The organism is Thiomonas delicata (assembly GCF_900088825.1).
Taxonomy (GTDB): domain Bacteria; phylum Pseudomonadota; class Gammaproteobacteria; order Burkholderiales; family Burkholderiaceae_C; genus Thiomonas_A; species Thiomonas_A delicata.
The window spans coordinates 194,187-216,690 of record NZ_LT592171.1 but is presented as its reverse complement, the minus strand read 5'-3'; the positions used below and the strand labels follow the sequence as shown (position 1 = coordinate 216,690).

Annotated in this window: 19 protein-coding genes; 12 read left to right on the top strand and 7 right to left on the bottom strand. The window is 66.3% G+C overall.

Going from position 1 to position 22,504, the window contains the following annotated elements; translation table 11 throughout:
- Positions 1–18 precede the first annotated feature (18 nt).
- The 4 genes from THIARS_RS10530 to pelG are packed head-to-tail and all read left to right on the top strand — an operon-like array spanning position 19 to position 4,846.
- Positions 19–1,452 (top strand): hypothetical protein, encoded by a 1,434-nt coding sequence (locus THIARS_RS10530; protein ID WP_094160904.1) that lies wholly within the window; start codon positions 19–21, stop codon positions 1,450–1,452.
- Positions 1,453–1,464: 12 nt separating this feature from the next.
- Positions 1,465–2,496, top strand: coding sequence for a hypothetical protein (locus tag THIARS_RS10525; RefSeq protein WP_094160903.1), 1,032 nt, complete (start codon positions 1,465–1,467; stop codon positions 2,494–2,496).
- Positions 2,493–4,094: a GT4 family glycosyltransferase PelF gene (gene pelF, locus THIARS_RS10520; protein ID WP_094160902.1), complete on the top strand. Its 1,602-nt coding sequence runs from the start codon at positions 2,493–2,495 to the stop codon at positions 4,092–4,094. The genes THIARS_RS10525 and pelF overlap by 4 nt, the downstream gene beginning before the upstream one ends.
- The gene (gene pelG / locus THIARS_RS10515) at positions 4,094–4,846 is read left to right on the top strand and encodes an exopolysaccharide Pel transporter PelG (RefSeq protein WP_094160901.1); all 753 of its coding nucleotides are present in this window, start codon (positions 4,094–4,096) and stop codon (positions 4,844–4,846) included. The genes pelF and pelG overlap by 1 nt, the downstream gene beginning before the upstream one ends.
- Positions 4,847–5,077: 231 nt before the next feature.
- On the opposite strand, the gene istB is transcribed toward pelG, so the two are convergent.
- Together istB and istA are read right to left on the bottom strand one after the other, a co-directional pair.
- A complete protein-coding gene (gene istB, locus THIARS_RS10510; RefSeq protein ID WP_094158948.1) occupies positions 5,078–5,893 on the bottom strand; it encodes an IS21-like element helper ATPase IstB in 816 nt (271 codons plus the stop codon).
- Positions 5,886–7,412, bottom strand: coding sequence for an IS21 family transposase (istA, locus tag THIARS_RS10505; RefSeq protein WP_094158949.1), 1,527 nt, complete (start codon positions 7,410–7,412; stop codon positions 5,886–5,888). Before istA ends, istB begins: the two co-directional genes overlap by 8 nt.
- A gap of 342 nt (positions 7,413–7,754) precedes the next feature.
- Between istA and THIARS_RS10500 the strand changes: the two genes are divergently transcribed.
- The 6 genes from THIARS_RS10500 (at position 7,755) to THIARS_RS10475 (ending at position 13,143) form a co-directional block, all read left to right on the top strand.
- Positions 7,755–8,183, top strand: a complete 429-nt coding sequence (locus THIARS_RS10500; protein ID WP_094160900.1) for a gamma-butyrobetaine hydroxylase family protein — start codon at positions 7,755–7,757, stop codon at positions 8,181–8,183.
- Complete coding sequence (gene ubiE, locus THIARS_RS10495) at positions 8,173–8,922, top strand: bifunctional demethylmenaquinone methyltransferase/2-methoxy-6-polyprenyl-1,4-benzoquinol methylase UbiE (RefSeq protein ID WP_094162069.1); 750 nt, start codon at positions 8,173–8,175, stop codon at positions 8,920–8,922. Before THIARS_RS10500 ends, ubiE begins: the two co-directional genes overlap by 11 nt.
- Before the next feature lie 82 nt (positions 8,923–9,004).
- On the top strand, positions 9,005–9,910 hold the full coding sequence (locus THIARS_RS10490) for a Tim44 domain-containing protein (RefSeq protein WP_094162068.1): 906 nt from the start codon (positions 9,005–9,007) through the stop codon (positions 9,908–9,910).
- A gap of 210 nt (positions 9,911–10,120) precedes the next feature.
- A complete protein-coding gene (locus THIARS_RS10485) occupies positions 10,121–10,708 on the top strand; it encodes a ubiquinone biosynthesis accessory factor UbiJ (protein ID WP_222423065.1) in 588 nt (195 codons plus the stop codon).
- A gap of 3 nt (positions 10,709–10,711) precedes the next feature.
- Positions 10,712–12,283, top strand: coding sequence for a ubiquinone biosynthesis regulatory protein kinase UbiB (ubiB, locus tag THIARS_RS10480; protein WP_094160898.1), 1,572 nt, complete (start codon positions 10,712–10,714; stop codon positions 12,281–12,283).
- Between the two features lie 5 nt (positions 12,284–12,288).
- Positions 12,289–13,143: an aldo/keto reductase gene (locus THIARS_RS10475; protein ID WP_094160897.1), complete on the top strand. Its 855-nt coding sequence runs from the start codon at positions 12,289–12,291 to the stop codon at positions 13,141–13,143.
- 36 nt (positions 13,144–13,179) lie between these two features.
- On the opposite strand, the gene icmF is transcribed toward THIARS_RS10475, so the two are convergent.
- Positions 13,180–16,476, bottom strand: coding sequence for a fused isobutyryl-CoA mutase/GTPase IcmF (gene icmF, locus THIARS_RS10470; RefSeq protein ID WP_094160896.1), 3,297 nt, complete (start codon positions 16,474–16,476; stop codon positions 13,180–13,182).
- 247 nt (positions 16,477–16,723) lie between these two features.
- Here icmF and THIARS_RS10465 point away from each other — a divergent pair, with 247 nt between their 5' ends.
- Positions 16,724–17,512: a type III pantothenate kinase gene (locus THIARS_RS10465; protein WP_094160895.1), complete on the top strand. Its 789-nt coding sequence runs from the start codon at positions 16,724–16,726 to the stop codon at positions 17,510–17,512.
- A 7-nt stretch (positions 17,513–17,519) separates the two neighbouring features.
- Here THIARS_RS10465 and hslU read toward each other — a convergent pair whose 3' ends face one another.
- The 4 genes from hslU to dksA form a co-directional block, all read right to left on the bottom strand.
- Positions 17,520–18,839 (bottom strand): ATP-dependent protease ATPase subunit HslU, encoded by a 1,320-nt coding sequence (gene hslU / locus THIARS_RS10460; RefSeq protein ID WP_094162067.1) that lies wholly within the window; start codon positions 18,837–18,839, stop codon positions 17,520–17,522.
- A gap of 67 nt (positions 18,840–18,906) precedes the next feature.
- Positions 18,907–19,446 (bottom strand): ATP-dependent protease subunit HslV, encoded by a 540-nt coding sequence (gene hslV / locus THIARS_RS10455; RefSeq protein WP_094160894.1) that lies wholly within the window; start codon positions 19,444–19,446, stop codon positions 18,907–18,909.
- 42 nt (positions 19,447–19,488) lie between these two features.
- Positions 19,489–21,342: an STAS domain-containing protein gene (locus THIARS_RS10450; RefSeq protein ID WP_094160893.1), complete on the bottom strand. Its 1,854-nt coding sequence runs from the start codon at positions 21,340–21,342 to the stop codon at positions 19,489–19,491.
- A 36-nt stretch (positions 21,343–21,378) separates the two neighbouring features.
- Complete coding sequence (gene dksA, locus THIARS_RS10445; RefSeq protein ID WP_094160892.1) at positions 21,379–21,870, bottom strand: RNA polymerase-binding protein DksA; 492 nt, start codon at positions 21,868–21,870, stop codon at positions 21,379–21,381.
- On the opposite strand from dksA, the gene THIARS_RS10440 reads away from it, so the two are divergent.
- The gene (locus THIARS_RS10440) at positions 21,869–22,054 is read left to right on the top strand and encodes a hypothetical protein (protein WP_094160891.1); all 186 of its coding nucleotides are present in this window, start codon (positions 21,869–21,871) and stop codon (positions 22,052–22,054) included. The genes dksA and THIARS_RS10440 overlap by 2 nt on opposite strands.
- Positions 22,055–22,504: the final 450 nt, after the last annotated feature.

Below are 22,504 nucleotides of genomic sequence, written 5' to 3'. Positions count from 1 at the left end.
CCCGCACCCTGCGTCGCCATGAGCCGCATCGCCCGCCTGCGTGCCCGCGTCACGCGCCAGCGCCAGCCGCGACGGACCCCGCCCTGGCTGCGCTTGTTGCGCGCCTTGCGCATCTGGCGTCCGAACGCGCAGGCGGACCGCCTGCTGCCCATTCTGGAAAGCGCCGCGCTGCCCGGGCTGGCGCTGTATCTCGGCTGGCGCGCCAACCCCCAGGACCCGCTCGGCCTGCACGGCGGTTTCCCCTGGGTGTGGTTCGGCCCCTGGCTGGCGGCGGTGCGCTATGGCGCCGGCTACGGCCTGTTCGGCGTCGTGCTGTACGGCGGCATGTGGGCACAGTTCTTCGCCACCAGCAGGGCCGCGTTCCCGGGCGAGTTTTTCCTCGGCGGCGCGCTGGTCAGCCTGATCCTCGGCGAGTTCGGTTCGGCCTACAAGGTGCAGAGCCTGCGCCACCGCGAAATCCAGGAAGATCTCGCCGCGCGGCTGGAGCGCACCAAGCGCCGGCTGTTCATCGTGAAAGAATCGCTGGCCACGCTGGAGCAGGAACTCACCGATCGCCCCATGACCCTGCGCGACGCGCTCATCGGCCTGCGCCGCGCGCTTGTTCTGGCGCGCGCCCCAGCACCCGCACCGGCGATCGGCGACAAGGCTGACATCGACGCCCTGCCCGACCCGGCGTCATTCCTGCAACTGCTCAGCCAGGCCTGCCGCCTGATCGAGGCGGGCATTTTCGTGCGCAAGAGCGGAGCGGAACGCTGGGTGCTGGTTGCGCGGCTCGGCCAGAACCTACCCAAGCTCGACCCCGCCCACCCCTTGATCGAGCACGTGCTGGAAACCCGGGAAGTGGCGCACATCGCGCAGGCCGGCTTGTCCAACCCGCAGTACAACCAATGGGTGTTCGCGGCGCCGCTGCGGCAGGACCTGTTCGACGAGGTCGACGCCGTGCTGGCGGTGCACACCATGCCCTTCATGGCTTTCGACGACATCAATCTGCGCCGCCTGCAGGTCCTGGCCTCGTCCTATGCCGACTTCACTCAGCTCGAACTGCTGGTGGAAGACGTGCGCGCGGTGTGGCCCGAGTCCCCCATCGGCATGCAGCAGGAATGGGCGCATCTGGCCGCGCTGCACGAGGCGTCGGGACTGCCCAGCTACTGCGCGCTGTGGATGGGCCAGGCCCGGCTCAGCGAGGACGTACTCGACGAATTCGCCGGCTTGCAGCCGCCCGAAAGCAGCTGGTGGCGGCTGCAGACGCACAAGGGCCATCTGGTTCTGGCCGTGCTGCTGCCCATCATCGGCGGCGCCAGCCTGACCGCCTATCGGCGCGAGATGATCGACGCGCTGGAGAACATCCTCGCCCGCCAGGACCAGCCCAAGCAAACCATCGGGGTCGATTTCTACCCGGTGCGCCACGCGGCCGACTATGCCGAGCTGCGCAAGCGCATCACCCAAATCTGACCGACCTGCGCCATGGACCTGATCCGGTTCTACAAACTGCTCGCCTTGTCGCTGTCGATGGAATCGGCCGCGCTGTGGCTGTTGAACTCGCATGGCGACGCCAAGCTCATGCTGTTCTGGCTGCTGCACGCCTGCGCCTCGGCGGCCGCGAGCTGGCTGGTCTGGTGGACCCTGCCGCCCAGCCTGCGCCAGCCACGCATCCTGTCCCTGCTGCTGGTGTTCCTGCTCGCGCTGCTGTTCCCGCTCATCGGCATGGTGGGCCTGTTGCTGGCGTCGCGTCTGGCCCTGGCCATGCCCAAGAGGACGCGCGACGAAGACGCCGTGCAGCAGGCTCCGCAGCTCGACATCTATGCCATCGACCCACAGCTCGACAAGGCCATCGACGCCTTGCCCCCCGGGCAGATCGCGCGCATCGCCTCCGACGCCACGGCGCCGACGCCGCAGCGCATCCGCGCCGTGCTGGCCCTGCGCGACATGCCGGCGCGCCTGGCGCTGCCGCTGCTGCGCAGCCTGCTGGGCGACCCGGACGAGGAGATCCGGCTGCTGGCCTACGGCATCGCCAGCCAGTGGGAACAACGCCTCACCGCCGACCTGCAGCAGGCCCAGAAGGAACTCGACGCCCTGCGCAGCCAGGGCTCCAGCGGCAACACCCTGGCCAGGGCGGCGCAGCGCGTGGCCGAACTGCAGATGGAGTTCATCTACCAGGGTCTGGCGCAGGGCGACCTGCGCAAGTTCGCGCTGGACCAGGCCTGGCATTACACGATCATGGGATTGCAGGCCCAGCCCGACCACCCCGCCCTGCTCATGCTGCGCCTGCGCCTGAGCATGGCGAAGGACGACCTCGACAATGCGCAGAACACCCTGCTGCTGCTCGACGAGCAGACCAGTCCTTCGGTCTGGGTGCCGTATGCCGCCGAACTGGCCTGGAAGCACCGCAACTTCACCGCGGTGGGGGTCATCCTCGGCCAGCTCAGGAACACGCAGGTCGCGCCGCGCCTGCGTCCCATCCTGCGCCTGTGGTCGCCTCCGGACCAACAGGCATGAACGCGACGACCTCCGCGGCCGATCCGGCCATCGACGTGATGCTGCTGCTCGAAGGCACCTACCCCTATGTGTCGGGCGGAGTGTCGAGCTGGGTGCACCAGATCATCAACGGCTTTCCCGAACTGCGTTTCCACCTGTGCTTTCTCGGCTCGCGCCGCGAGGACTACGGCGAGGCGCGCTACAAGCTGCCGCCCAACGTGGTGGGCCTGACCGAGCATTACCTGTTCAGCGAGGAAGTGCTGCCCAAGCCCCAGGGCAGCGCCGGCGACGCCGCCACCGCCGAGCTGGTGCGCAACCTGCACGAGCAACTGCGCGAGGGCGACAGCCGCGAAGCGCGCGCCCAGGTCCTGGAACAGAGCCTGCAAGCCATGCAGGGCAGGCTCGATCTGCAGTACTTCCTGCATTCCAAGCGCGCCTGGAGCTACCTCACCGAACAGTACCTGCAGCGCTGCACCGATCCGTCCTTCGTCGACTACTTCTGGACCGTGCGCACCATGCACACGCCGATCTGGACCCTGGCCGCGCTGGCGCGCAGCCTGCCGCCGGCGCGCGTCTATCACACCATTTCCACCGGCTATGCCGGCTATCTCGGCGCGGTGCTGGCGCGCATCACCGGCCGCCCGCTCATCCTGTCCGAACACGGCATCTACACCAAGGAGCGGCGCATCGACCTGTTCTCGGCACAGTGGATCAGCGACAACATGCCGGTGCTGGAGCGCAACGCCGGCGAGGCCGGCTACTTCCGCCAGCTGTGGATCCGGCTGTTCGAATCGCTCGGGCGCATGTGCTATGACGCCGCCGACCCGGTGATCGCGCTGTACGAGGCCAATCGCCTGCGCGAGCTGGCCGACGGCGCCGAGCCCGCCACCACCTGCCTCATCGCCAACGGCATCAACGTGCCGCCGTTCGCCGCCACGCGCGCGCTGCGCCCCAGCCAGCCGCCCACGGTGATGTGCCTGATCGGCCGCGTGGTGCCGATCAAGGATGTGAAAACCTTCATCCGCGCCGTGCGCGTGGCGACCAACCGCATGCCCGGCCTGGAAGGCTGGATCGCCGGCCCGGAGGACGAACACCCCGATTACGCGCGCGAATGCCGCGAACTGGCCGAAAGCCTGGAACTGGGCGACCGGCTCAAGTTCCTGGGCTTCCAGAAGCTGGTCGAACTGCTGCCGAAAGTCGGCCTGGTCGTGCTGTCGTCCATCAGCGAGGCGCTGCCGCTGGTGCTGCTGGAAGGCTATGCCGCCGGGGTGCCCGCGGTGACCACCGACGTCGGCTCCTGCCGCCAGCTCATCGACGGCCTGGGCCCCGAGGACGAGGCCCTGGGCAGCGCCGGCGCCGTGGTCGGCATCGCCGACGCCCAGGCTCTCGGCGAGGCCTGCACCGCGCTGCTCGGCGACCCCGAGGCGTATGCCCGCGCCCAGGCCGCCGGCATCGCCCGCGTCGAGCGCTACTACACCCAGCCCATCATGTTCGCCAAATACCGCGCCGTGTACGAAGACGCGCTGGCGCGCAGCAGGCTGGCCGAACCCCCGCCGCGCGGCGCGCTCGCCACGGCCTTGCGCGAAGGGCGCATTCCGCGCCCGCAGGAGACGGGCTGATGGCAGGCATCGGTTTCGAATTGCGCAAGCTGCTGCGCAGCGAGTCCTACCTGGGCCTGCTGCGCGCCTACACCTATGCCTCCATCATCAGCTCCGGCCCATGGGTGTTCTCCATCCTCGGCCTCATCATCACCGGGATCCTGTCGCTGGGCGTGGTGCTGCCCAATGCCCTCATCACCCAGTTCCAGGTGACGGTCACCTATCTCATCATGAGCTCGCTCGTGCTGTCCGGCGGCCTGCAGCTCGGCTTCACGCGCTGGGTGGCCGACACCTTGTTCGCCAAGCAGCGCGAGGCCGTCGCGCCCGCCTTCCTGGGTGTCCTGCTCGTCAGCACCGCGGTGGCGGGCGCCATCGGCTGGCTGGTCGCCCTGCTGCTGTTCCCGCGAGAAAGCAACTTCTTCCGCGTGCTGCTGGCGGGCGGCCTGCCGCTGTTGTGCAATATCTGGATCGCCACGGTGTTCCTCTCCGGGCTGAAGCAGTACCGCGCCATCGTCGCGCTGTACGCGGGCGGCTACGGGCTTTCCGTGCTGCTGGCCTTCATGCTGCGCCCCTGGAAGCTGGAAGGCCTGCTGGCGGGGTTCCTCGGCGNCACTTCGGGGGAAAACTTGTTCGTCTTGTTCATGGCTCCATCTTCTCAAAGGTTGGAGCCTCCTCAAAACCCGGGGCGGTTCAGAGAGAGCAAAGGCAGCCAGCGAAGCGCTCTGTTAGCCGGGGCGCCTAAGAAAAAAGCTCATGATGTCGAGAAGGGGTAGGCAGATTGGACGTTTTTGACTTTCGTGACCATGTCGTTGGCGAGTACGAACAGTTCACGCGCAGCTTCACGCGCATTCGCGCTGACGACATCCGGGGCTTTGTCAACAAGGAGTACGCGAGCCAAAAGTATTGGCCCGAGCCCCTCATTCAAATCAACCTGTTGATTCATCGGCACAACTGAGCCAGTGATCACGTCGAATGCTGAGCCACTGGGTTGATGGATGTTTTGGCTACTCGGTTGTGGATAAGTCTATCGGGTCTGCTGTTTTTCGATCTCCTTTCTGCGCTTTGCCGCGTGGCTTTGGTGGTGCCGCGCCAGCGGCACTGGAATGCTTGAATCGCCAGCTCTCATTGCCGGTCTCCACGATGTGGCAGTGGTGCGTGAGGCGGTCGAGCAAAGCCGTGGTCATCTTGGCGTCGCCGAAGACGCTGCTCCATTCCGAGAAGGTGAGGTTGGTGGTGATCACCACGCTCGTTCGCTCGTACAGTTTGGAGAGCAGGTGGAACAGCATCGCGCCGCCTGATTGCGTGAACGGCAGGTAGCCCAGTTCATCCAGGATCACCAGATCGACGTACATCAGCCGGTGTGCCATTTGCCCAGACTTGTTCTGCGCCTTCTCCAGCTCCAGGGCATTGACCAGCTCCACCGTGGAGAAGAAGCGCACCCGCTTGCCATGCATGCGGATGGCCTCGATTCCCAGGCTCGTGGCCAGGTGGGTTTTGCCCGTTCCGGGGCCGCCGACCAGCACCACGTTGTGCGCCGAGTCCACGAAGCCAAGGGTGTGCAGCTGGCGCACCAACGCCTCATCGATTGGCGTGTGAGCAAAGTCAAAGCCAGCGAGATCGCGGTGCGATGGGAACCGCGCCACGCGCATCTGGTAAGCCATGGAGCGCACCTCGCGCTGCGCGGTCTCGGCCTTGATGAGCTGGTGCAGCACGGCCTCGTGATCAAGCGACTTCATGCGGGCGGTTCCCAGCACCTCCGGCCATGCACTGGCCATGCCATGCAAGCCCAGCGCCTTGAAGGCATCCATGACGTCATGCATGGTCGGACTCCGGTGAAGCCTCGTGAAGCGGGAGGCTGCGCAGTGCGTCGTAACGCTGCAGGTTGGCCAGTGGCGGCGTGTTGAGCGTGAGCCTCGTGGCCACAGGTGGCTCGGGCATGCGCTGCTCCTGCAAGCGCGATAGCACGTTGAGCACATGCTCGGCACTCACCCGCCCGGACTGCAGCGCCAGCTCCACCGCCACCAACACGGCCTCCAAGCCGTGCAGGCTCACGCCCATGAGCACCTGCGCCATCACCCTGTCACCACCGCTGTGGCGCAGCAACTGGCGCTGCAGCTCCTGCAGGGGTTCGGGCATGGTCTTGAAGGGTGCGCCGTTACGCAGCCCGCCGGGCTTGCGCTCGATCAGCGCGATGTAGTGCATCCAGTCGTAGAGCGTCTGATCCCGCTCGAAGCTGCGCGCCAGGCGCACCTGTCGCCCGTCAGGCCCGACCACCAGCAGACCATCGGCATAGGCCCGCAAGCTGACCACCGCGTGGATCCATTCGCACGGCACGCTATAGCGGTTGCGCTGGAAGTGGATCAGCGAAGTGGCAGAGACCCGAACCGGCTGCTCCACATAGCCATCAAACGCTCGGGGGTTGGGCATGAGGCGAACCCGTTCGTCCTGCCAGACATCGGCCACCGTGAGCTGCGTCCATTCAGGGTGGCTCATCTCGGCCCAGGCCTTCACACAGGCCTGCTGCAACCAGTCGTTGAACTCGCCAAGCGATCCCCAGCGCCGTTCACTGGCCTCGCGCCAGATGTCCTTGCGCCGATCCTGAACATTCTTCTCGACGACCCCCTTCTCCCAGCCGGCGGCCCGGTTGCAGAACTCCGGCTCGAACAGATAGTGCCCGGTCATGGCCTCAAAGCGCGCGTTGACGCTGCGCTGCTTGCCCTGGCCGACCTTGTCCACCGCCGTCTTCATGTTGTCGTAGATGCCCCGCCGGGGCACGCCACCGAAGAGAGCGAACGCGCGCGCGTGCGCATCGAACAGCATCTCGTGCGCCTGGCTGTAGTACGCCACCAGGCAGAAGGCACGACTGGCCGCCAGCTTGGTGTGTGCCACCTCCAGGCGGCGACGCAGCCCACCGATGAAGAGGTACTCGCAGCTCCAGTCGAACTGGAACGCCTCGCCCAACTCGAAGCTCAGCGGTATAAACCCCGCGCCGCGTGCCGCGTTGCCTTGCTCTTGCTGCCAGCGCTGGGCAAATGTGTACACCGGCCCCCGGCTGCCGCTGTAGCCCTGCGCCCGCAGCGCTTCAAACATCGCCTTGATCCCGCGCCGATCGCGTTTGCTGCGATGGCTATCGGCTTTGAGCCACTGGCTCAACTGCTCCTTGTACGGATCCAGGATGCTGGGACCTGACACCCGTTGAGGGTATCTGGGCTCGGTCATCTGACCATCTTTGAGCCACTTGGTGGCTGTGTTGCGCGAGATGCCCAGCCTGCGGCTGGCCTCGCGCACCGACACGTCCTGCCTCAGCACGAGGCGGCGCAACTTGCTCAATGTGCTCACGTTGATCACTCCTGCTCCCCTGTGCTGAAAAACTCAGCACGATAGAGCGGCAACGTGGCTCAGATTTCAACGTGAACGCGTCCCCAAATGGCCCAGTTTTGGAAATGAATCAACAGTAGACATTGGTTGCATTCTGTATCAGAATGTCACTGAGCCTTAACCGGCTCTTTCAGGGAGTGTGCAATTCGCCCGGGCCATGCCCGGGTTTTTTTATGGGGTCGATCCAAGCTCGCGTCAAGTGCGCCGATCGGTGCATGACGGTCTTGTGGAGAAGGCCTATGGCCCCTCGTGGGGCGCGTGCGGACGCATAATTGGGCCTGTGCACCTCCAAGATTCCAGTCCATGTCTCTGACCACCCCTTTGCCAGCGCGTTTGACGGTGCATCGCCAGACGCGTGTGTTGGAAATCGTCTTTGAAGATGGTGCGTCGTTTCGCATTCCCTTCGAATTGATGCGGGTGTATTCACCGTCGGCCGAGGTGCGTGGTCACGGCCCGGGGCAGGAAACCTTGCAGACTGGCAAGCGCGAAGTGCTCATCGATGCACTGGAGCCTGTCGGAAACTATGCCGTGCAGCCCACGTTTTCCGATGGACACGATACGGGCATCTTCACCTGGGAGTATCTGTATTTTCTCGGTGCAGAGCAGGATCGTTTGTGGTCGGAATATCTGAGCCGCCTGGCGAAGGCGGGGGCAAATCGCGAAACACCGCTTCCTGCGCAGGGCGCCGGCCAGAAGGGCGGTTGCGGTCATGGGGCACGCCATGACCATTGAACGATCCGAATCGACCACCCATTTCGGTTTCGAAACCGTTGCCGAAAGCGAGAAGTCGCATCGCGTGGCCCAAGTCTTCGATTCGGTAGCTCCACGCTACGACCTGATGAACGACTTGATGAGCGCGGGCCTCCACAGAGCCTGGAAGGCGTTCACCGTTGCCCTGGCCGGTGTGCGCCCGGGACATCGCGTGCTGGATATCGCGTCTGGCACGGGCGATCTGGCGCGGGCCTTTGCGCCTCAGGCCGGGCCGCAAGGTTTGGTCGTGGCCACCGACATCAACGGCGCCATGCTCGAGCACGGGCGCGCTGAACTCGAGAACGCCGGCCTATGTCTTCCTACGGCCCAGTGCGACGCTGAAAAGCTGCCGTTTCCCGACGCCAGTTTCGACCGCGTCAGCGTAGCTTTCGGGCTGCGCAACATGACCCACAAAGACATGGCCTTGGCCGAGATGCACAGGGTTCTCAAGCCTGGCGGAAAGCTGCTGGTTCTGGAGTTCTCGCGCCCCTGGGAACCGTTACGCGGGGTTTACGACTGGTATTCCTTCCATATCTTGCCGCGCCTGGGCAAGATGGTCGCCGGCGACGCCGGCAGCTACCGCTACCTGGCCGAATCCATCCGCAAGCATCCTGACCAACAAACTCTCGTGTCCATGATGCAAGAGGCGGGCTTCGCCAAAGTCGACTACTACAACCTTTCAGCCGGTGTCGTTGCGTTGCATATTGGCATCAAGGCTTGAGTTGATACAAATTTTATGAAAAGACTGAACTTTTCCTGGCCTATTGGTAACAAAATGTAGGCATTCATCACTGGACATGAACATGAAAAAGCAGCGCGCCTTCCCCCTTCTACTTGCTTGTTGCCTCGCCCTGACCTCAGCTCTGTTCACGGCCGATGCTCAGGCCAAGCGCTTGGGTGCGGGCAAGAGTCTTGGCCGCCAGAGCAGCGGCGTGCTGCAGCGGCAGCAGGTCACTCCAACACCGGCCGCCGCGCCCAAGCAGGCGGCGCCAAGTCCTGCGGCGGTTCAGCCGCGCCCAGCCAGCCGCTGGGGGGGCATACTGGGTGGCTTGGCAGCTGGGATCGGTTTGGCGGCTTTGTTCCATGCCTTCGGGTTCGGCGCCGGAATGGCTTCCTTCGTGACGGCGCTTTTGCTTGCGGCGCTGGCGTTCTTCGCCGTGATGGCCTTGATGCGCGTCCTGCGCAGGCAAAGCGGCGAATCCATCCCGCAACCCGCTGGCATGCCACGAGGGGCTTATGACGCCGCCCAGCTCGGGCAGGAGTCCTATCTGCCGCCCCAGCGTATTGATGACATGAGCGCGGCCGGCGCTGGGGGATCGCCGGCGCAGGGCTCGATACCGGCCAACTTCGACCAGCGCGCCTTCCTGAACAAGGCGCGCGAGCATTACTACCAGCTGCAGAAGGCCTGGGACGCGGGTGATCTGTCCAGCATCGAGTCGTACACGACGCCCGAGCTGTTCGCACAATTGCGCGGCGAAATCCAACAGCGCGGATCCGAGCGCAATCAGACGGATGTGGTCACGCTCGAGGCCGTGCTGCTCGAGTTGCAGGAGCAGCAGGGCGAGTACCTGGCGAGCGTTGAATTCTCGGGTCTGGTGCGGGAGGAGAGCTGGGGCGGGGCCCAACCCATGCGGGAAATCTGGAATCTGGTCAAGCCGGTCTCGGGTTCGTCCGGCTGGCTGCTCGCCGGAATTCAACAAATCGGGTAGGCGCCATTCCAGAGGCGGTTCGATGATGGGAAAGGGGGCGCGAGCCCCCTTTCGCATGGTGAACTCACGCCCGGCTGCAACTGGCGCGGCAGGGAGTATGGCCGGCCTCCTAGAATGGGCAGGGTCCCTCCGAACCGCACGATGCCCAGCTCTCACGCTTCAACGACGCCCCTCCTTCCTGCGCGACTGAGGCATGCATTGCTTCAGCGCGTGGCGCAAGCCGTCAATCACGTCATTCAACAAAATCCCCAGGCTCAGCGCCGCTTGCTGGCCCATGCGGGCAAGTGCGTCAGTGTGCGCGTGGCCGGTGCGGAGTTGGTGCTGGAGGTCACGCCGCAAGGGGGCTTCGACCCGGTTGTGCACGCAGCGCAGGCCAGCGCTGTGGCCTTGACGCTGGAGGTCGACGCGGCCGCAGCGCTGGCGGCGCAGTGGCAAGGGCAGCGTTTGGGCCTGAGCGGCGTGCGCATCGCAGGCGATGCGGATTTTGCCCAGGCCATGTCCTGGTTGCTGGGGCATGTGCGGTGGGATGCGGAGGATGACCTGGCGCGATGGTTCGGTGAAGTCGCGGCCTACCGCATGGCGCAGGCTGCGCGCAGGATACGCAACCAGGGGTCCGATTGGCGCGAGCGTATCGAGAGTGATCTTCGGGACTGGCTGACCGAAGCGCCTCGGGGGTTGGTCGGCCGGAGCGAATTCGCCGACTGCAGTGCGGCGGCGGCCGCATTGCGCGACGCCACGGCGAGGCTCGACAAGCGTATTCAGATTCTGGCCCGGCGTCGCCGCGCGGTGCGGAGCTGATTCATGCGCCGCCTGCTGCGTTTATTGCGCATCGCCCGCGTCGCCCTGCATTATGGGCTCGACCAACTCGTGCTTTCCGGGTTTCGCCACCGCTGGTTGCGGGTTCTGGCGCGGGTGTTGGCGACGGGGCGCAACCTCGAGGCTCCGCGCGGACAGCGCCTGCGGCTGGCGCTGGAAAGCCTGGGTCCGATCTTCGTCAAGTTCGGGCAGATGCTGTCGACCCGGCGCGACTTGCTGCCGCTCGACATCGCCGACGAACTAGCCAAGCTGCAGGATCGCGTGCCGCCATTCGATTCGGAGCTGGCGGTTGCGCAAATCGAAAGGGCGCTGGGCAAGCCGATCGACCAGTTGTTCGCCAGCTTCGAGCGCACGCCGGTGGCCAGCGCCTCGATCGCGCAGGTGCATTTCGCCGTCTTGCCACCATCGCAGGACGGACATGAGGTGGCCGTGAAGGTGTTGCGACCCGGCATGCGCAACATCATCGACCAGGATTTGCATCTCATGCGCACCCTGGCCGGCTGGGTCGAGTGGGCCTGGGAGGACGGCAAGCGCCTCAAACCGCGCGAGGTGGTGGCCGAGTTCGACAAATACCTCCACGACGAACTCGACCTCGTGCGCGAGGCGGCGAATGCCGCGCAATTGCGACGCAATATGGACGGTCTGGGCCTGGTGCTGATCCCGCAGATGTATTGGGACCTGTGCACCGAGAGCGTGATCGTGATGGAGCGCATGCGCGGGGTGCCGATTAGCCAGGTGGAGCGCTTGCGCGCGGCCGGGGTGGACATCCGCAAGTTGGCCCAAAGCGGCGTCGAGATCTTTTTCACCCAGGTGTTCCGCGACGGCTACTTCCATGCCGACATGCACCCCGGCAACATCATGGTCAGCCTGTCGCCCGAGACCTTCGGCTGGTATATCGCACTCGACTTCGGCATCATCGGCACCTTGTCCGAGTTCGACAAGGACTACCTGGCGCAGAACTTCATTGCCTTTTTCCAGCGCGATTACCGGCGCGTCGCCGAACTGCACCTGGAGTCGGGCTGGGTGCCGTCCGAGGTGCGGGTGGAGGAACTGGAGGCCGCGGTGCGCACCGTGTGCGAGCCGCAGTTCGAGCGGCCGCTGAAGGACATCTCGCTCGGGCAGATTCTCATGCGCCTGTTCCAGGTGTCGCGCCGCTTCAAGGTGGAGATCCAGCCCCAGCTCGTGCTGCTGCAGAAAACCTTGCTCAACGTCGAAGGTCTGGGCCGCCAGCTCGACCCCGAGCTGGACCTTTGGAGCACGGCGCAACCCTTCCTGCGGCGCTGGATGCAAAGCCAGGTCGGCTGGCGCGCGTTCACCACGCACTTGCGCAAGGAGGCGCCTCGCTTCGCGCAGTACTTCCCGGCATTGCCGCGCCTGATCCATCACGCCCTGGAGCAGGCCCAGCACCCGGCCGAGCGCGAGTTGACGCGCCAGCTGCTGCAGGAGCAGCGCCGGACCAATGCCTTGTTGCAAGGGCTGATCGGTTTTGTCGTCGGCCTGGTTTTTTTCCTGGTCCTGTTGGCGCTTTGGAATGCGCGCTTTTGGCTTGGAGCTTGAGACCGATGCATGCGGTGCGATGTTGCGGCGGCGAGGCCTGGCCTGCACTTGGCTTGGGGACCTGGCGTTTCGGTGAAGACCCGGCGCAGCGCGGTGCGGAGGTCGCCGCGCTGCGCGCTGCGTTCGAGATGGGCTTTCGCCTGATCGATACCGCGGAGATGTATGGCGAAGGCGGGGCCGAGCGCGTCGTGGGGCAAGCGCTGGCCGAATCCCTGCGCGCCGGCACCGTGCGCAGGGAGGAGGTGCGCATCGTCAGCAAGGTCTATCCGCATCACGCAAGTGCCGAAGGCGTGCGTCAGGCTTGCGCGCGCAGCCTGGAGCGCCTGGGCATCGACCGCATCGATCTCTACCTGTTGCACTGGCGCGGCGACATTCCTCTGCAACAGACCCTCGACGGGTTCGAGCGGCTCAAGGCGGAGGGGAAGATCGGCGCATGGGGCGTGAGCAATTTCGACCTCGACGACATGCAGGAATTGCGCGGTCTGGACGCCGGCCACAACTGCGCGACCAATCAGGTCTATTACGCCGCCAGCAGCCGGGGCGTCGAGTTCGATCTCCTGCCCTGGATGCAGCGGCACGCCATGCCGCTGATGGCCTACAGCCCGCTCGACGAGGGCAAGCTCGCGCGCCACGCCAAGCTGGCGGCACTGGCCGCGCCGTTGGGTCTGAGCGCCGCGCAACTCGCGCTGGCCTGGGTCTTGCGTTTGCCCAATGTGCTCGCCATCCCGAAGGCGGGGCGCCTGCCGCATCTGCGTGACAACCTGGCCGCCGCAGACGTGCAACTCGATGCCGGCACGCTTGCCGCGATCGATGCGCTCTTTGCGCCGCCGCAGCGTCGCCAGCCGCTGGCGATGATCTGACGGGCTCGCGGCTTGGGGTGATGCGCCCCGCGCGTCTCACATGTTCCGCCGGTACTGGCCGCCCACCTCGAACAGCGCGGCGGTGATCTGCCCGAGCGAGCAGCAGCGCACGGCCTCCATCAGCACCTCGAACACGTTGCGGTTGTCGATCACGGCCTGGCGCAGCCGTTCCAGCTCGGCGGGAGCGTGTTCCGCGTGCCGGACGTGGAAGTCGGCCAGGCGCCGGAGCTGGGATTGCTTTTCCTCCTCCGTGGAGCGGGCCAGTTCCAGATGGCGGGTGACGGGATCTCCGTGCGGGTTACGGAAAGTGTTGACGCCGACGATGGGCAACTCGCCGGTGTGTTTGAGCATTTCGTAGTGCATGCTCTCCTCCTGGATCTTGCCGCGCTGGTAGCCGGTTTCCATCGCCCCCAGCACGCCACCGCGCTCGGCGATGGCCTCGAACTCCTTGAGCACGGCTTCCTCCACCAGATCGGTCAACTCCTCGATGACGAAAGCGCCCTGGTTGGGGTTCTCGCATTTGGCCAGGCCCCATTCGCGGTTGATGACGAGCTGGATGGCCATGGCGCGGCGCACGCTCTCCTCGGTGGGCGTGGTGATGGCCTCGTCGTAGGCATTGGTGTGCAGGCTGTTGCAGTTGTCGTAGACCGCGATCAGCGCCTGCAGCGTGGTGCGGATGTCGTTGAACGCGATCTCCTGCGCGTGCAGGCTGCGCCCCGAGGTCTGGATGTGATACTTGAGCTTCTGGCTGCGCTCGCCGGCGCCGTACTTGTCGCGCATCGCCACGGCCCAGATGCGGCGCGCAACCCGTCCCAGCACGCTGTATTCGGGGTCCATGCCGTTGCTGAAGAAGAAACTCAGGTTGGGCGCGAAGTCGTCGATGTGCATGCCGCGGGCCAGGTAGGCCTCGACGAAGGTGAATCCGTTGGCCAGGGTGAAGGCCAGCTGCGAGATGGGGTTGGCGCCGGCCTCGGCGATGTGATAGCCCGAAATGCTCACCGAGTAGAAGTTGCGCACCCTGTGGTGCACGAAGTATTCCTGAATGTCGCCCATGACCTTGAGCGAGAACTCGGTGGAGAAGATGCAGGTGTTCTGGCCCTGGTCTTCCTTCAGGATGTCGGCCTGCACCGTGCCGCGCACGTTCTCCAGCACCCAGGCGCGGATCTTGGCCGCCTCGTCGTCCGAGGGCTCGCGGCCGTTTTCGCGCTGGAACTTGTCGAGCTGCTGGTCGATCGCGGTGTTCAGGAACATGGCCAGGATGGTGGGGGCCGGGCCGTTGATGGTCATGCTCACCGAGGTGGCCGGGTCGCACAGGTCGAACCCGTCGTACAGCGCCTTCATGTCGTCCAGCGTGGCGATGGAGACGCCCGAGTTGCCGACCTTGCCGTAGATGTCGGGGCGCAGATCGGGCTCGGCGCCATACAGCGTGACCGAGTCGAACGCGGTGGACAGGCGCTTGGCCGGCATGCCTGCGGACAGCAGCTTGAAACGGCGGTTGGTGCGAAACGGGTCGCCTTCGCCGGCGAACATGCGGGTGGGATCTTCGTTCTCGCGCTTGAAGGCGAACACGCCGGCGGTGTAGGGAAAGCTGCCGGGCACGTTCTCGCGCATCAGCCAGCGCAGCAGCTCGCCGTGGTCGGCCCAGCGCGGCAGCACCACCTTGCGCATGCGCGTGCCCGACAGCGTGGTTTGGGTGAGCCGGGTGCGGATTTCGCGGTCGCGGATCTTCACCACGTATTCGTCGCCGTCGTAGGCCTGCAGCATCTGCGGCCACATCGTCAGCAGTTTGCGCGCCGCCGGCAGCATGCGCGCCTCGCGCCGCTCGGCCAGCGCGGTGACGGCCTCGACCGCGGAAATCTTGTCCGGGTTGGCGTCGAGCAGCATGCGCCCGCTTTCGCGCAGTTGCTGCGCCTCGCGCGCCAGGCGGGCCTGTTCCTCCACCTGCCGGTGGTAGGCGCGCACCGCGTCGGCGATCTCGGCCAGATAGCGGCTGCGCGCCGCCGGCACGATGGGGGTCTGGTGCGTGCTGTGACGCGTGGACACCTTGGGCAGCCGGCCTTGCGCGAGCGACAGGCCATGTTCTGCCAATCGCGGCTTGATCGCCTGGTAGAGGGCGGTCACGCCGTCGTCGTTGAAGCGGCTGGCCATGGTGCCGAACACCGGCATGTCCTCGGGCTTCTGGGCGAAGGCTTCGCGGTTGCGCTGCACTTGCTTGGCCACGTCGCGCAGCGCGTCCATGGCGCCCTTGCGGTCGAACTTGTTGATCGCCACCCAGTCGGCGAAGTCCAGCATGTCGATTTTCTCGAGCTGGCTGGCGGCGCCGAACTCGGGGGTCATCACGTACAGGCTGAGGTCCGCGTGCGGCACGATGGCGGCGTCGCCCTGGCCGATGCCGGAGGTTTCGACGATGACCAGATCGTGCCCGGCCGCCTTGCATGCCGCGATCACATCCGGAAGGGCCTGGCTGATTTCGCTGCCCGCCTCGCGCGTGGCCAGGCTGCGCATATAGACCCCCGGCGATGGCGTGCGTCCCGGGCGCGCCCAGGGTGCAATGGCATTCATGCGAATGCGGTCGCCCAGCAGGGCGCCGCCGCTCTTGCGCCGCGAGGGGTCGATGCTGACGATCGCGATGCGCAGCGCATCGTCCTGGTCCAGTCGCACGCGGCGGATGAGTTCGTCCACCAGGCTGCTCTTGCCTGCGCCGCCGGTGCCGGTGACGCCGATGACGACGCCATGCATGGCTTTGGCTCGCTGATGCACCGCGCGCAGCAGGGCGGCGTCGGCCGAGCCATTCTCAAGCTGGGTGATCGTGCGCGCCAGCGCCGCCTGGTTCTCGGCGAGGGCCTGTACCGGGTCAGCCTCCGCCAGCGCCGGCAACGGGCGGTCGCAGCGCTGCAGCATGTCGCCGATCATGCCCTGCAGTCCAAGGCGCTGGCCGTCCTCCGGGCTGTAGATGCGCGTCACGCCGTAGGCTTGCAGCTCGGCAATCTCGTCCGGCACGATGACGCCGCCGCCGCCGCCGAACACCTGGATGTGCCCGGCGCCCTGTTCGCGCAGCCGGTCGACCATGTATTTGAAGAACTCCACATGGCCGCCCTGGTAGCTGGAGATGGCGATGCCGTGGACATCTTCCTGGATGGCCGCGGTGACGATTTCATCCACCGCGCGGTTGTGGCCGAGGTGGATGACCTCCGCCCCCATGCCAATGAGGATGCGGCGCATGATGTTGATGGCCGCGTCGTGCCCGTCGAACAGGGCTGCCGCGGTGACGAAGCGCAGGCGTTGCCGCGGCCGGTAGGCGGCCAGAACCTTGGCGTCGGACAGATCGGTCATAGGGGTCTCCGGTGGCCGGCGGGCATGGCGCCGGACTTTGTCGCTGAGCTTGCCGCGGTCGGGCTCGTGAGTGGTAATTGACGTATACGTCAATTTACAACTTTAACCGATTCGCGGCCGCCTCGATAGAGGGCAAGTCGATGCGCCGATGCGCGCAGCGACGGTTTCGCTACCGCCGCAAACGATGGCGGGGACGTGTGGGCAGGCTGCTCTGCTATGGTGCGGGCGTTGATTGTGCGGCCCCACCATGAATCTTCTTTTGCTCGACCTCGGTAACACTCGGCTCAAATGGGGCATCTGGTCCGGCACGCGCGCCAGCCCGGAGCCGCAGTTGACGGCCCATGGGGCGATGTCCCAGCAATCCATCGAAACGCTGGCCTCGGAGCTTGGAGCGCAGCAGACGCGGCCGCGATCCGCGCTGGGCTGCGCGGTGGCCGGCGCCGTGGCCACCGCGCGGGTGGACGCCCAGCTTGCCAGCCTCGGTCTGCGCTGCGACTGGGTGCATTCCCCCGCGCAGCAGTGCGGCGTGCGCAACGGCTACACCAACCCCAGCCTGCTCGGTCCCGACCGCTGGGCGGCGCTGATCGGCGCCCGCATGCGCTGCGCGGATGGCCCGGTGCTGGTCATCAGCGTGGGGACCGCCGTCACCATCGACTGCCTGGCCTCGGACGGGCGTTTCCTGGGCGGCGTCATCCTTCCCGGCTTCGGGCTCATGCTCAAGGCCTTGGAAATGGGCACCGCCGGGCTCAACGTACCCGAGGGCGAACTGCGGGAGTTTCCCAACAACACCAGCGACGCGCTGATGACCGGGGGCGCATTGGCCATTTCCGGCGCGGCGCGGCAGATGCACGAGCGCCTGACGCGGCTGGAGGGGCGGGCTCCTCTGGTGCTGCTGACGGGCGGGGCGGCGCCCAAGCTGGAACTGGCCTTGGGCCTGCCGCACCAGACGGTCGACCACCTGGTGTTCGAGGGGCTGCTGCGCATCGCCGGCGAGCGCGGCCTGGTTCGCCCGCCGGCAGCCGCCGCGCGGGCCTGATGCGAGGTCAGAGCACGAAGCGCGATAAATCGTCGTCGGCCGCGATCCCGCCCAGCCGCTCGTCGACGAACGCCGTATCGATGGCCAGCGTACGCGGCTTGCTGCCGTCGGCATGGAACGATGCGTCTTCCAGCAGGCGCTCCATCACGGTGTGCAGGCGGCGGGCGCCGATGTTTTCGGTCTTTTCGTTCACGGCGTAGGCCACCTCGGCCAGCCGGCGGATGCCGTCCGGCGCGAACTGCAGACTCAGGCCGTCGGTGTCCAGCAGGGCCTGGTATTGCTTGACCAGGCTGGCGTCCGTGGCGGTGAGGATGGCCTCGAAATCCTGCACCGAGAGGCTTTGCAATTCCACGCGGATGGGGAAGCGTCCCTGCAGCTCCGGAATCAGATCGGAAGGTTTGGCGACGTGGAAGGCGCCGCTGGCGATGAACAGGACGTGATCGGTGCGCACCATGCCGTACTTGGTGTGGACCGTGGTGCCTTCCACCAGCGGCAGCAGGTCGCGCTGCACGCCCTGGCGCGACACGTCGGCTCCCTGGGTGTTACCGCGCGAGGCGATCTTGTCGATCTCGTCGAGAAAGACGATGCCATTTTGTTCGACGAGCTGCACGGCCTGGGTGCGAATCTCGTCCTCGTTCACCAGCTTGGCCGCTTCCTCCTCCACCAGCAGGCGCAAGGCTTCGCGCACCTTGAGCTTGCGGGCCTTGGTCCGGTTCTGGTTCATGCCGGCGAACATGCCCTTGATCTGATCGGCCATCTCCTCCATGCCGGGCGGGGTCATGATGTCGACGCTGGCCTGGGGCTGGGCGACCTCGATCTCGATGTCCTTGTCGTCGAGCTGTCCCTCGCGCAGGCGCTTGCGGAAGATCTGCCGGGTGTTCTCGTCCGATGTGGGCAGGGGCTGGCCCATGGCGTCGCGCGGACGCGGCAGCAGCGCGTCCAGGATGCGGTCCTCGGCGGCGTCCTCGGCCTGCGTGCGGCGCGACTGCATGGCCTGCTCGCGCACCTGTTTCACGGCGATGTCCACCAGGTCGCGCACGATGGTGTCGACGTCGCGCCCGACGTAGCCGACCTCGGTGAACTTGGTGGCCTCGATCTTGATGAACGGAGCGTTGGCCAGCCGGGCCAGACGGCGTGCGATTTCCGTCTTGCCCACCCCGGTGGGGCCGATCATCAGGATGTTCTTCGGCGTGATTTCGTGCCGCAGCGGCTCGGCCACTTGCTGACGGCGCCAGCGGTTGCGCAGGGCCACCGCCACGGCGCGCTTGGCGTCGGCCTGGCCGATGACGTAGCGGTCGAGTTCGGAGACGATTTCACGCGGGGTCATGTTCATGGGGCAATTCGGTCATTGGGGGCGTGCGGCATCGCAACGGAGGAGACCACCTTGGCCAGGCTCAGTCGCCCAGGGTTTCGATGCGCAGTTCGTGGTTGGTGTAGATGCAAAGATCGGCCGCGATGTGCAGCGAGCGCTCGACGATGGCGCGCGCGTCCAGTTCGGTGTTCTCCAGCAGCGCGCGCGCAGCCGATTGCGCATAGGCGCCGCCCGAACCGATCGCCAGCAGCCCGTGCTCCGGTTCCAGCACGTCGCCGTTGCCGGTGATGATGAGCGAGGCCGTGGTGTCGGCCACCGCCAGCATGGCCTCGAGGCGGCGCAGCATGCGGTCGGTGCGCCAGTCCTTGGCCAGTTCCACGGCGGCGCGCAGCAACTGGCCGCGGTGTTCCTCGAGCTTGGCCTCGAAGCGCTCGAACAGGGTGAAGGCGTCGGCCGTGCCGCCGGCGAAACCGGCCAGCACGCGTTCGTGGTGCAGGCGCCGCACCTTGCGCGCGCTGGCTTTGACGACGATATTGCCCAGGGTGACCTGGCCGTCGCCGCCGAGAGCGACTTGCGCGCCGCGGCGCACGCTGAGGATGGTGGTGCCGTGGTATTGCTGCATGGAGTGGGAGAGGGTGCGGGCGGCAGCAGGCGCCGCCAGGTTTCAGAACTTGCGCAACTGGATTTGCGCGACCGAATTGATGCCCAGGATGATGAAAAGCCCGGCGATCAGGCGGTGCGTGCCCTCGAACTGGACCGCGCGGCCGGCGCTGCTTTGCGACATGACCCAGTTCAGCATGATGCCCGCGCTGGCGAAGTCGAGCCTGCGCAGGTCGCTCAGATCGACGATCACGGTGTTGTGGCCTTTCGCGGCCTGGTCGAGGGGCCGGAGAAAGTCCTCGCTGCCGCCCTTGATTTCGCCATGGAGCGCGGCAAGCGCTGCTCCAGGGCCGGTATTGCCGAAATGGGTGCTGAACTGGCTGCTGGGATGCTGCAGCGAGGGCTGCGTCCCGGGACGGCTGATGCCCGCGCCGGCTTCGGCGGCGAGGACGCGCACCTTGGCCCGGCTCGGCTCCCACGTGGGCGGCGAGATCTCATAGGTCACGCAATAGTCGAGCGCGGCGTTCTCGAAGTGCTCCTGTTCGCCGGCCAGGCGCAGGGCCTCCAGGCGCAGCCCCCACCATGCAGGATCGGCATCGCGCTGCATCGGCGGGGCGGATGCGGCGCAGGCGTCGATCAGGTTGCCGATGCCGATCAGTTCGATCGCGCAGCCGTTTGCCGCATTGAGGGTTTTCAGCGCCTCCATGGCGAAGGTCTGGGCGCCGGGCGCGATGCCGGTCAGGCCGGTGAAATCCAGCGCCACTTGCCGCACGTTCCCGCGGGCCAGCAGCAGCAGCGCACGAGACTGCGCGGCATCGAACTCGCCGAGGGCCGTGAAGGTCGATGCGGCCGCCGGGGCGGCCGGTTGTGAAGCCGCAGGGGGGGGATTGCCTGCGGCCTTGTGCACCTGGACCGGCATGCCTCCCCAGGAGGGGGCCGACGTCTGGAAACGGTCGACGTAGTCGTTGACCAGGGCCTCGAACTTGGCCGTGTCGTGGCTGGCGCGATAGAGGTCGAACAACGCCAGCCAGAACTCGTTCTCCAACTCGCGGTCGGGCGAACCGGAGATGGCGTCCAGCAGGGCGCGCTCGGCATCACGGTCGTGGCCGTTGGCGAAGTCGATGCAAGCCTGGTCGAACAGCGGGCTGGACGACACGCCCTCTTGCACGTCCACCGCCATGGGGCTGGACGAGGCGTAGGCCCCGCCGGTTTTCATCCAGGTGTCCATCGGCGGCAGCTCCGCGGCGATCTGGGTCATGCCCAGGCCCATGAGCGTGCCCGCGGACTGGGCATTGGCCATCTGCGTCGGCGCCATCTGTGTCGGTGCGGGCACGGTGGCGTCGATGTCGCCCTGCGTGCGGGGCCGCGCATCGGCAGCCTGCGCACCGCCGGTGCGCGAGTACAAATTCGTGGTGGGGAACGTCTGCGAATCCCCGGGCGCGGCCGCAGAAGCGGGCGATGCCGGGGGTGGCTCGCCATGGCCCAGGCGTATCGCATCCCCCTCGGCAGCCAGGGCGCTGGCGGATGGGGCGGGTTTGGAGCTGAGAAAGGATTTCGCGCGCAGTCCGGGCTTGGAGTCTTGCACCATGGACTGTTCGATCTCGTTGATCTTGCGCAGCGTGGCTTCGCGCTCCGGCGCCGAGGGACCGGTGCCGGTGCCTGTATCCGGGATGTCGGTATAGCCTTCGTCCAGGGGGAGACCGTCGGCTTGCCGCTTGCGCAGGCGCCGCAGCGAAGCCAGCTCGCGGCGGCGGATGAAGGCGTCGAGCTTGCGCTGCTCTTCCTTGGCCTTGACCTGCTCTTGTTCCTGCAATTCCCGCAGGGCGTTTTCGTGACGAGTGAGCGACCAGTCCTGGGTCGGATTCTTGACAAACTCAGTGACCCGTCCCCAGAAGCTGCGCGGTTTGGTATCACTCATCGGTAGTCAGGCATCAAAATCGTTTGCGAACTGGTTTCAGTCCCCAAACATTTTCTGTTTCATCTCGCGGCGTTGTTGCGCTTCGAGTGACAGGGTCGCCGTGGGCCGGGCCAGCAGTCTGCCGATGCCGATCGGCTCGCCGGTTTCCTCGCACCAGCCGTATTCGCCGGCGTCGATCAGCGCGATGGCCTGTTCGACCTTTTTCAGCAGCTTGCGTTCGCGGTCGCGCGCGCGTAATTCCAGCGCGTGTTCTTCTTCGATGGTGGCACGATCCGCCGGGTCGGGCACGAGCAGGGTGTCTTCGCGCAGATGCTCGGTGGTTTCACCGGCGCTGCGCAGCAGTTCGTCGCGCAGGGTGCTCAGCCTGTGCTTGAAGAACTCGAGTTGGGTCGCCTTCATGTACTCGCTCTCGGGCATGGCGAGAACCTCGGCATCGGTCAGTTCCTGCGGCGACTTGGTTTTCCAGGCATTGGCCAGTTTCGGGTCGGCCTTGGTCGGGGCGGGGGCTGCGGGGGCGATACTACTCATGGATTTCGGTGCTGTTGTGGATGCGATAGCCATGGGCCTTGACGGTACCACAGCTGTGACGGGCTTTGACGGTTTGGCGGGCGGCAGTGTAGCTGGAACAGGGGTTGCGCAAGAGACCGGTTTCGGGGCCGCTGCGGTCGGCTTGGCCTTGGCCGCGGTCGCGGATTTTGCCGAGGCCGTGTGACGCGGGGCTTGGGCGGACGGCTGCGGCTTGGCGCTGCGGCTTGGCGTTGCGGCCTTGGCGCCTGAGGGACCCGGGCCCTTGCCCCTGGCCTGGGTTGCCGGTTTGGCCGCCACCGCAGCCTTGCCGGTCTTGACCCCGGCTGCGGCGCCCGCCGCGCGCTTGGGCGCCGGTTTGGCCTTGGCCGGCGCGGCTTGCACGGCCGCCTTGGCTCCTCGAGCCGGCGTGGTTTTGCTGGCCGGGTGCGATGACCGGCCGGGTTCTGGTTTTGCCGCCTTGACCACAGTTCCTCCTGGAATCTGGTGATGCCGCTGCTGACCGGCCGCTTTGGGTTTTTCTTGACCCTGTGCGCGGCGCTAGACCTCCGAAGCCGGCCGATTGTAGTCAGATGCCCGGGCCGCGCTCGATGGAGCGTGCGCGGCGCCGGTTTGCGTCGCGGATACGCAACGGCGG

Bases quoted from the DNA above. Each gene is read 5' to 3' on its own strand.
- THIARS_RS10530 (WP_094160904.1), top strand. From the start codon at position 19: ATGAGCCGCATCGCCCGCCTGCGTGCCCGCGTCACGCGCCAGCGCCAG.
- THIARS_RS10525 (WP_094160903.1), top strand. From the start codon at position 1,465: ATGGACCTGATCCGGTTCTACAAACTGCTCGCCTTGTCGCTGTCGATG.
- pelF (WP_094160902.1), top strand. From the start codon at position 2,493: ATGAACGCGACGACCTCCGCGGCCGATCCGGCCATCGACGTGATGCTG.
- istB (WP_094158948.1), bottom strand. From the start codon at position 5,893: ATGCATGACGTCATGGATGCCTTCAAGGCGCTGGGCTTGCATGGCATG.
- THIARS_RS10500 (WP_094160900.1), top strand. From the start codon at position 7,755: ATGTCTCTGACCACCCCTTTGCCAGCGCGTTTGACGGTGCATCGCCAG.
- ubiE (WP_094162069.1), top strand. From the start codon at position 8,173: ATGACCATTGAACGATCCGAATCGACCACCCATTTCGGTTTCGAAACC.
- THIARS_RS10490 (WP_094162068.1), top strand. From the start codon at position 9,005: ATGAAAAAGCAGCGCGCCTTCCCCCTTCTACTTGCTTGTTGCCTCGCC.
- ubiB (WP_094160898.1), top strand. From the start codon at position 10,712: ATGCGCCGCCTGCTGCGTTTATTGCGCATCGCCCGCGTCGCCCTGCAT.
- THIARS_RS10475 (WP_094160897.1), top strand. From the start codon at position 12,289: ATGCATGCGGTGCGATGTTGCGGCGGCGAGGCCTGGCCTGCACTTGGC.
- icmF (WP_094160896.1), bottom strand. From the start codon at position 16,476: ATGACCGATCTGTCCGACGCCAAGGTTCTGGCCGCCTACCGGCCGCGG.
- THIARS_RS10465 (WP_094160895.1), top strand. From the start codon at position 16,724: ATGAATCTTCTTTTGCTCGACCTCGGTAACACTCGGCTCAAATGGGGC.
- hslU (WP_094162067.1), bottom strand. From the start codon at position 18,839: ATGACCCCGCGTGAAATCGTCTCCGAACTCGACCGCTACGTCATCGGC.
- hslV (WP_094160894.1), bottom strand. From the start codon at position 19,446: ATGCAGCAATACCACGGCACCACCATCCTCAGCGTGCGCCGCGGCGCG.
- THIARS_RS10450 (WP_094160893.1), bottom strand. From the start codon at position 21,342: ATGAGTGATACCAAACCGCGCAGCTTCTGGGGACGGGTCACTGAGTTT.
- THIARS_RS10440 (WP_094160891.1), top strand. From the start codon at position 21,869: ATGGATTTCGGTGCTGTTGTGGATGCGATAGCCATGGGCCTTGACGGT.
- dksA (WP_094160892.1), bottom strand. From the start codon at position 21,870: ATGAGTAGTATCGCCCCCGCAGCCCCCGCCCCGACCAAGGCCGACCCG.